Genomic DNA, 7,799 nt, shown 5'->3' on the forward strand with positions numbered 1-7,799 from the left:
GGGCTGGGGCTCGACATCGACCAGGTCGATTTCAGGGCCGGCAGTTCCGACCTGCCCAATGCGGGCATCGCCGGCGGGTCGGGTCACACGGCGACGGCCGGCATGGCCATCCACAGTGCGGGTGCGGCCGTTATCGCCAGGCTTGCAGACCTCGCCACGGGCAACGAAGCCTCGCCGCTGTTCGGCGCCGGCAACGAAGGTGTCCTGGCGCGCGGCGGACGCCTCTACCGCCGCGATGACGAAAGCCGCGGCGAAAGCTATAGCGAGATCCTCGCCCGCGCGGGCCTTGCCGAGATCGAAGGCCATGGCAAGGGCGCTCCGGATCCGGCGTCGCAGGAGACCTACGCCAAGCACGCGCATGGCGCCGTGTTCGCCGAGGTGAAGGTCGACCCGGATTTAGGCCAGATCCGCGTCACCCGGCTGGTCGGCGCGTTCGCTGCCGGACGGGTCATCAATCCGCGGCTGGTGCGCAGCCAGTATTATGGCGGGATGATCTGGGGCGTTTCCTTCGCCCTGCATGAGGAAGCCGTCACCGACCGGCGCTCCGGCCGGATCCAGAATGCCAACCTCGCCGAATACCATGTCCCGGTGAATGCCGACGTGCCGTCGGTCGAGGCGCTGCTGGTTCACGAGGACGATCCTCACGTGAACGCACTCGGCATCAAGGGCGTCGGTGAAATCGGCATCACCGGCACGGCCGGCGCCGTGGCCAATGCGGTCTGGCATGCGACCGGCGTGCGCCCACGGCGCTTTCCGATCCGGATCGAGGACCTGCTGGGGTGAGGAGCGGTCCGTCCGAAGCAACGGTTGGACCGTCCCTACCCTAACTCCAATTCATTCCCCAAGCGTCAAGCAACTGGAGCCAGACGCCCATGACGAGCAAGACCACAATTCCTGTCCATCTCGATATCAACGGCCAGCATCACACGCTGGAACTCGAACCGCGTGTCACGCTGCTCGATGCCTTGCGTGACAGGCTCGGCCTGACCGGCACCAAGAAGGGCTGCGACCATGGCCAGTGCGGCGCCTGCACCGTCCATGTCGACGACGAGCGCGTGCTGGCCTGCCTGACATTGGCCGCACAGGCCGCGGGTCGCACCATCACCACCATAGAGGGGCTTGCACGGGAGGGCGAACTGCATCCCGTGCAGGCTGCCTTCCTCGAACAGGACGCCTTCCAGTGCGGCTATTGCACGCCAGGCCAGATCATGTCGGCGGTGGCCTGCATTCGGGAGGGCCATGCCGGCTCGGACGAGGAAATCCGCGAATACATGGCCGGCAATCTCTGCCGCTGCGGCGCTTATCCGCACATCGTCGCCGCCGTGCGCCAGGCAGCGCTGGAGGCCGCGTCATGAGGGATTTTTCCTATCTTCGCGCCACTTCGGTCGACGCCGCCCGCCAGGCGGCCGCGCTCCCCGGCGCCATGCTGCTCGCCGGCGGCACCACGCTGATCGACCTCGCCAAATGCGGCGTCGCCGAACCCGACACGCTGGTCGACATCACCCATCTCAAGGGGCTGGACCGGATCGAGATCGGCGAGCACAGCACCATCATCGGCGCGCTCGCCAGGATGGGCCATGTCGCCGACCACGACGACATCAAGAGCCGCTTCCCCGCCATCTCGGAGGCGCTATGGCAAGCGGCCTCGGCGCAGATCCGCAACATGGCGACCATAGGAGGCAATTTGATGCAGCGCACGCGCTGCCCCTATTTCCGCGATCCCTCGAACTTTTCGGCCTGCAACAAGCGTGTATCAGGCAGCGGATGTTCGGCGATCGGCGGCGTCACCAGGGGCCATGCCGTGCTCGGCACCAGCGACGCCTGCATCGCCATGTACCCAGGCGATCTCGCCACCGTGCTCGTCGCCTTCGACGCGACAGTCCGTCTCGGCGATCGGCGCATCCGGGTCGATGACTTCTTCCTGTTGCCCGGCACGACGCCGGACAGGGAACACGCGATCGAGCCGGGGGAGATGATCACCGCCATCGAAATCCCCTCCTCCGCAGCCGCTCGCCGTTCGACCTATCTGAAGATCCGCGACCGGCAATCCTACGAGTTCGCCGCGGCCAGTGCCGCCGTCGGGCTCGAACTGGAATCCGACGGACGCACCATCCGCGATCTGCGCGTGGCGCTCGGTGGTGTCGCCACCAAACCCTGGCGGGCGCGGGCCGTGGAAGCCGCGCTGAAAGGCAAGGTGCTCGAGCCGGAAGCTGTTCGCGCCGCCAGCCTGCTCGCCGTCGAAGGCGCCGTCGACCAAGGCGCCAACCACTACAAGATCGAGCTCGCGCCGCGCGTCGTCGCACGGGCTATTCTCAAGATGGGAGAAACGGCATGACCGTTCACAACATCAGACATGGCGATGCGTTCGACGGCGGCGCGGACGCGGTCGGCGGCCGGCTGTCGCGCGTCGACGGTCCGGCCAAGATCACGGGTGCCGCCAAATACGCCGTCGAGCAGCAGCTCAAAGGCCTCGCCTACGCCGCACTGGTCGAAAGTACCATCGCATCCGGCAAGGTGCGCGCCATCGACAGCAAGGCGGCCGAGGCAGCACCGGGCGTACTCAAGGTGCTGACCCCGGACACCATCATCAGCCTGAGAAGCGCCTCGGACTGGTTCGGCACCCCGCCGCCCGACAAACCCTATTGCCCGCTGGCGCGCGACATCACCTTCTCGGGCCAGCACGTCGCCGCCGTCGTCGCCGAGACTTTCGAGCAGGCGGTCGCCGCGGCGGCGCTGGTCAAGGTCAGCTATGACGAGACGCCGGCAATCGTCGACCTCAGCGACGGCAAGGCCGGCGACGGCATTCCGATCGATGCCATGACCAAGGAATGGGGCGACGCGTCCGCCGCCTTCGCCTCCGCCCCGGTGCGCATCTGCGCGGCCTATAACACGCCGCGCGAATACCAGGCGCCGATGGAGCCGCATGGCCTGATCGCCCGCTGGGAGGGTGACCACCTCACCGTGTGGGAGCCGAGCCAATGGCTGGACGGCATGGCGCGCACCTATGCCGAATGGTTCGCCGTGCCGTTCGAGAATGTGCGGCTGGTTTCGCCCTATATCGGTGGCGGCTTCGGTTCCAAGGCACTGGCGCTCAGCCATGGCGCGATTGCCGCGAGTGCCGCGAAAATGCTCGGCCGGCCGGTGCGGCTGGTGATGACGCGGCCGCAGACCTTCACCAGCTATGGCGGCCGCGCCGCGACCCGCCAGACGGTGACGATCGGCGCCGACCGTGACGGCATGATACAGTCGATCGTGCATCGCGGCGTCAACGAAACGTCCATCGACGGCATGTGGGTCGAGCCGCTGGGTTCGGTCACCTCGATCATGTACGCGACGCCGAACTTCTCGTCGAAACAGAATGTCGTGCGGGTGAATTCGGTGATGCCGGGCGCCATGCGCGCGCCGGGTGAAAACCCATCGGCCTTCGGCATCGAAAGCGCCATCGACGAGCTGGCCTACGAGGTCGGCATCGATCCGCTGGAGATCCGGCTGAAGAACTACGCCGAACAGGACCCGCACGCGAAAAAAGCCTGGTCGACCAGACAGTTGCGCGAAGCTTTTGCAGGAGGTGCCGAACGCTTCGGATGGGCCAGGCGCACAGCCGAACCGCGCTCCATGCGCGATGGCAACCGGCTGATCGGCTGGGGCGTCGCCGCCGGCACCTATCCGGTGCGGCGCGCCTATGGCGAAGCGATGGTGCGCATTCTGGCCGACGGCTCGGTCGAGGTCGAGAGCTCCTCGATCGACATGGGCCAGGGCACCTACACAATCCTGGCGCAGACCGCCGCCGAAACGGTTGGCGTGAGCGCAGACGACGTCGTGGTGAAGCTCGGCGATTCCCGGTTTCCCCGCGCCGGCGTCACCGGCGGCTCACGGCTGGCCGGCGTGATGACGGGCGCGGTCTACAAGGCGGCGAGCTCGGCGCTCGACCAGCTGATCGGCTTGGCCATCAGCGATCCGCGCTCGCCCTTTCACACGCTGCAGGCCAACACTTTGGTCGTCGCCAATGGCCGCATCGGCTCGCCTCGCGGCGATGGTCCCGATGTCTCGATCGCCGAACTGCTCAAAAGCATCGGCCGCGACCGCATCGAGGCGACCGGCGACACCATGCCGGCCAATTCGACGGCAGAGGATCGCTACAAGAACTACACCACCATCGCCATGGCGCTGCCGCACACCGAGGGCGACTATTCCCGCCATTCCTGGTGCGCGCATTTCGTCGAGGTGCGCGTCGACGAGGATTTCGGCACGGTGCGCGTATCGCGCGTGGTGTCGGCGCTGGATTCGGGCCGGCTCTACAATTCGAAGCTGGCCGAAAGCCAGTGGAAAGGCGGCATCATCATGGGTATCGGTCAGGCGCTGCTCGAAGAAGGCATCGTCGACCGCCGCCACGGCCGCATCGTCAACAACAACCTCGCCGATTATCTCGTCCCGACCAACGCCGACGTCCCCGACATCGAGGTGATCTCGGTCGGCATCCCCGACCTGCACTCCTCCGTGCTCGGCGGCAAGGGTGTCGGCGAACTGGCGATCGTCGGCATGGCGCCGGCGATCGCAAATGCGGTGTTCCACGCAACGGGAAAGCGCGTGCGGGATTTGCCGATCACGCTGGAAAAGCTGATCTGAGGAGGAGGCGAGTAACCTCCCCGCTCGAGGGGGAAATCGGCTGCTTCACCACTCCAGCCCGAACACCAGCTTGCCGAAATGCAGGCCGCCGGCGGCCATGTGGGTGTAGGCTTCGCTCGCTTGATCAGGTGAAAACACCTTGTCGACAACCGGTTCGATCCTGGCTGCGCCGATGGCGCGGGCGGCGTCGAGAAGATCGGATACGGATCCGGTGTTGTTGCCGACCACCTTCAGCGCCTTGATGATGACCGGCAGCAGATTGATCGTGGCTTCCGCACCGGTGACGAAGCCGATGGTGAACAGCGTGCCGCCAGGCGCGGTGGCGTTGACGGCACGGGCGAAGGTGGCCGTGCCGCCGGTCTCGACTATGAGGTCGGCGCCGAGGCCGCCGGTCAGCTCCAGCACCTTGCCGTCCCAGTCGGGCGTCGCGCGGTAATTGATGAGATGATCGGCGCCGAGCGCCTTCGCCCGCTCCAGCTTTTCGTCCGACGACGAGGTGATGATGACGGTGGCGCCGGCGGCTTTCGCGAGCTGCAGGGTGAAGATCGAGACGCCGCCCGTGCCAAGCAGCACGACGACCGAGCCCGGCCCGACATTGGCGGCGCGGATGGCCTTCCAGGCGGTGGTGCCGGCGATCGGCAGGGTCGACGCCGCCTCGAAGGAGAGATGCGCCGGGACTGCCACCAGCGAATTGGCCGGCAGCGCCACATATTCGGCCAGCGACCCCGGCATCGAGACGCCGCGCATCTGCGTCATCTCGTAGGGCCGCGGCGGTCCACCGATCCAGCGCGGCTTGGCATGCGCGATGACGCGATCGCCAATGGCGAATCTGGTAACGCCCTCGCCCAGCGCGACGATCTCGCCGGCGCTGTCGGCGACGGGGATGAGCGGGAAACTCGGTCCGGGATAATTGCCGCTCGCCACCGCCACATCGACGAAATTGAGGCTCGCCGCACGCTGGCGGATCAGCACCTCGCCGCGCTGCGGTTCGGGGGTTGCAACGGTGGCGGCGCGGAAGGCGTCCAGCCTGGGCTGGCTGAGTTCGATGGCTTTCATGGTTTCACTCCGGTGGGACGATTTGTTCGATTGAGTGAACCTATTTGCTGCGCTATCTCCGGATAATCCTTGTTCTTTGCAATTGAGAACTGTGAATGATGCAGCAATCTCACGAACCCGCTGCCCTTGCCGAGATGGCCGCGTTCGCCGCTATCGCCGAGGCGCGCTCCTTCACCCGGGCGGCGGCACGTGTCGGGCGCGACGCGACCATCCTGTCGCGGCGCCTGCAATCGCTGGAGGCGCGGCTTGGGGTGAGGTTGCTCTCGCGCACGACGCGCAGCGTGTCGCTGACCGAAGCGGGTGCCGAATTCCTGGTGCGTGTGCGCGCCATCCTCGCATCCGTCGACGAGGCCGAGGCCGTCGCGTCCGCGCATGCCGGGGGCGGCCCGCGCGGCGTGCTCAGGCTGGCGCTGCCCGGCACGTTCGGGCGCATGTGGATCGGGCCGCTGCTGCCTCAATTCCTTGCCGAATTTCCCGATGTCCGCATCGAGGCCGAATTCTCCAACCGCTTCACCGATCTGGTCGCCGAGAACTTCGATGTCGCCGTGCGGCTGGGCAGCCTGGAGGATTCGCGCCTGGTGGCACGCAAGGTGCCAACGCGACGCCGGCTGCTCTGCGCCGCTCCATCCTATCTCGCCCGCAGGGGCAGGCCGGAGACGCCCCAGGCGCTGCTCGACCACGCCTGCCTGGGCTTCTCGGGCTTCCAGACCTTTCCAGCCTGGGAGATGACCGACCGCGAGGGTCGGCGCGCACGCATCGAGGTTTCGGGGCCGTTGGTCACCGACGATGCCGAAGTGCTGGTCGACGCCGCCGTGCAAGGCGTCGGCTTGATGATGAGCACCGACTGGCTGGTCGGCCGCGAGCTTGCCGACGGACGGCTGGTGCCCGTGCTGGAGGAGTGGACGCTGGCGGACGAAGGCGCGGTCTACGTCGTCACGCCCTCGGCCAAGGGAAAAGCCGCCAAGACCCGCGCCTTCACAGACTGGATCGGCAAGCGCTTCGCGCCGGAGCCGCCCTGGCGGCGGTGAAGGTTGAAGCTATGTGGCTGGCGAAGACGGAGATACAGCCAATCTCCTCCCTCGTGGGGGAGATTGGCAGTTCCGCCGATGCCCTTTCCCTCACTTCCCGTGCCTCAGGAATTGGCTGAGCAAGTCCACCGGCAGCGGGAACACCACCGTGGATGAGCGCTCGCCGGCGATGTCGTGCAAGGCCTCGAAATAGCGCAGTTGCATGGCCTGCGGCTCGGCGGCCAGCATGCGGCCCGCCTCGACCAGTTTCGCCGCCGCCTGCTGCTCGCCTTCGGCATTGATCACCTTGGCGCGCCGCAGCCGCTCGGCCTCGGCCTGTTTGGCGATGGCGCGGACCATGTTCTCGTTGAGGTCGACATGCTTGATCTCGACATTGGACACCTTGATGCCCCACGCATCGGTGCGCTGGTCGAGGATTTCCTGGACGTCGCTGTTGAGCTTGTCGCGCTCGGCCAGCATCTCGTCGAGCTCGTGCTTGCCGAGCACCGATCGCAGCGTGGTCTGCGCCAGCTGGTTGGTGGCGGCCATGTAGTCCTCGACCTGGATGACCGCCCGCTCGGCGTCGACGATGCGGAAATAAAGCACGGCATTGACCTTCACCGAGACGTTGTCGCGCGAAATCACGTCCTGCGGCGGCACGTCCTGCACCACCACGCGCAGGTCGACCTTCACCATCTGCTGGACGAAGGGGATCAGAATGATGAGGCCGGGTCCCCTGACCCCGGTGAAGCGGCCGAGCGTGAAGACAACGCCGCGCTGATATTCCCTGAGGATGCGGATAGCCGCGGACAGGAACATGACCACAAGAAGCGCAAGTACCAGGTAGGCCACATAACCGATGTTCATTGCCTTGCTCCATTCCTTCCCGCGTCGCGCCGTCGCACGGTCAGCACGAGGTCGGCGATCTCGGTCACCTCGACGCTGTCGCCGGCCGCGACGGGTTCATCGGCCCTGGCCCGCCAGCGCTCACCCAAGGCGAGCACATGACCCTCGCCGCCCTGCCAGTCGAGGATCTCGGCCGGCTGGCCGCGCATTGCTTCGCCGCCGACGCGCGGCGGCTTCCGGCGCGCCGCCCAGAGATAGGTGCCG

8 protein-coding genes are annotated in these 7,799 nt (G+C 66.7%); 5 read left to right on the top strand and 3 right to left on the bottom strand.

The features are described from left to right. The 4 genes from O7A61_RS29555 to O7A61_RS29570 all read left to right on the top strand — a co-directional run. Window positions 1-783 (top strand): xanthine dehydrogenase family protein molybdopterin-binding subunit (locus tag O7A61_RS29555; RefSeq protein ID WP_337132757.1); only part of this gene is annotated, 783 nt, incomplete at its 5' end. Window positions 784-872: 89 nt separating this feature from the next. Further along, on the top strand, window positions 873-1,355 hold the full coding sequence (locus O7A61_RS29560) for a (2Fe-2S)-binding protein (RefSeq protein ID WP_337132758.1): 483 nt from the start codon (window positions 873-875) through the stop codon (window positions 1,353-1,355). Continuing rightward, entirely contained in the window at window positions 1,352-2,335 is a 984-nt protein-coding gene (locus tag O7A61_RS29565) for an FAD binding domain-containing protein (RefSeq protein ID WP_337132759.1), read from the top strand. Before O7A61_RS29560 ends, O7A61_RS29565 begins: the two co-directional genes overlap by 4 nt. Further along, on the top strand, window positions 2,332-4,626 hold the full coding sequence (locus O7A61_RS29570; RefSeq protein ID WP_337132760.1) for a xanthine dehydrogenase family protein molybdopterin-binding subunit: 2,295 nt from the start codon (window positions 2,332-2,334) through the stop codon (window positions 4,624-4,626). The genes O7A61_RS29565 and O7A61_RS29570 overlap by 4 nt, the downstream gene beginning before the upstream one ends. 45 nt (window positions 4,627-4,671) lie before the next feature. Here the strand turns inward: O7A61_RS29570 and O7A61_RS29575 are convergent, their stop codons facing one another. Next, window positions 4,672-5,682 (bottom strand): zinc-dependent alcohol dehydrogenase family protein, encoded by a 1,011-nt coding sequence (locus O7A61_RS29575; protein ID WP_337132761.1) that lies wholly within the window; start codon window positions 5,680-5,682, stop codon window positions 4,672-4,674. A 98-nt stretch (window positions 5,683-5,780) separates the two neighbouring features. Here O7A61_RS29575 and O7A61_RS29580 point away from each other — a divergent pair, with 98 nt between their 5' ends. Next, window positions 5,781-6,710, top strand: coding sequence for a LysR family transcriptional regulator (locus O7A61_RS29580; protein ID WP_337132764.1), 930 nt, complete (start codon window positions 5,781-5,783; stop codon window positions 6,708-6,710). A gap of 90 nt (window positions 6,711-6,800) precedes the next feature. On the opposite strand, the gene O7A61_RS29585 is transcribed toward O7A61_RS29580, so the two are convergent. Together O7A61_RS29585 and O7A61_RS29590 are read right to left on the bottom strand one after the other, a co-directional pair. Beyond that, complete coding sequence (locus O7A61_RS29585) at window positions 6,801-7,556, bottom strand: slipin family protein (protein WP_337132762.1); 756 nt, start codon at window positions 7,554-7,556, stop codon at window positions 6,801-6,803. Then, on the bottom strand, window positions 7,553-7,799 hold a 247-nt coding region (locus O7A61_RS29590; RefSeq protein WP_337132763.1), incomplete at its 5' end, for an NfeD family protein. The genes O7A61_RS29585 and O7A61_RS29590, both read right to left, overlap by 4 nt.

Origin of the sequence: Mesorhizobium sp. Cs1321R2N1 (genome assembly GCF_037179725.1) — a bacterium.
Taxonomy (GTDB): domain Bacteria; phylum Pseudomonadota; class Alphaproteobacteria; order Rhizobiales; family Rhizobiaceae; genus Mesorhizobium; species Mesorhizobium salmacidum.